Genomic DNA, 1146 nt, shown 5'->3' with positions numbered 1-1146 from the left:
ATTGGTACGATTGGTCACGTTGATCATGGGAAGACCTCGTTGACAGCAGCGATTACGAAATATTTTGGTGAATTTAAAGCTTATGACCAAATTGACGCTGCGCCAGAGGAACGGGCACGTGGAATTACTATTTCTACAGCACACGTTGAGTATGAAACGGAAAATCGTCACTATGCGCACGTTGATTGTCCAGGACATGCTGATTATGTGAAAAACATGATCACAGGGGCAGCACAGATGGATGGTGCTATTTTGGTTGTTTCAGCAGCTGATGGTCCAATGCCTCAGACACGTGAGCATATTTTGCTTGCACGTCAGGTTGGTGTTCCAGCAATTGTTGTTTTTCTTAATAAAGTTGATCAGGTTGATGATGCAGAACTTTTGGAGCTTGTAGAGCTTGAGGTTCGGGAACTTTTATCCAAATATGATTTCCCAGGCGATGATATACCAATTGTTAAGGGTTCTGCGTTGGCAGCTCTTGAGGATAAGGATAAAAGCATTGGTGAAGATGCTGTTCGTCTTTTAATGAGTGAAGTTGATAATTATATCCCAACCCCTGAACGTCCTGTTGATCAACCATTTTTGATGCCGATAGAAGATGTTTTTTCGATTTCGGGTCGTGGAACTGTTGTTACGGGTCGTGTTGAGCGTGGTGTTATTAAAGTTGGAGAGGAAATCGAGATTATCGGTATTCGTCCAACGTCTAAGACGACGGTTACAGGCGTTGAAATGTTCCGCAAGCTTTTGGATCAAGGTCAAGCGGGTGATAATATAGGGGCTCTGCTACGTGGTGTTGACCGTGAAGGGATTGAGCGTGGTCAAGTATTGGCAAAGCCAGGATCCGTTACACCTCATACACGGTTTAAAGCAGAAGCTTACATTTTGACAAAGGATGAAGGTGGACGTCATACCCCATTTTTCACGAATTATCGTCCTCAGTTTTACTTCCGTACGACGGATGTTACAGGTATTGTTACGCTTCCAGAAGGAACGGAAATGGTTATGCCAGGTGACAATGTTGCGATGGATGTTTCGTTGATCGTTCCGATAGCGATGGAAGAGAAACTTCGTTTTGCTATTCGTGAAGGTGGTCGTACTGTTGGTGCCGGTATCGTCTCTAAGATCATTGAATAAATAATGCTTGTT

At 43.7% G+C, this 1146-nt stretch carries 1 protein-coding gene; it reads left to right on the top strand.

Annotation, left to right across the window (positions count from 1 at the left end; all coding sequences use genetic code 11):
- A partial coding sequence (gene tuf / locus ACFINW_RS09925) for an elongation factor Tu (RefSeq protein ID WP_375641314.1) occupies positions 1-1134 on the top strand: 1134 nt, incomplete at its 5' end.
- Positions 1135-1146: the final 12 nt, after the last annotated feature.

Origin of the sequence: Bartonella sp. AA18HLJMS (assembly GCF_042197245.1) — a bacterium.
GTDB lineage: Bacteria > Pseudomonadota > Alphaproteobacteria > Rhizobiales > Rhizobiaceae > Bartonella.
Note: the sequence above shows the minus strand (reverse complement) of the source record. Positions and strands in the feature narration are given on the sequence as shown.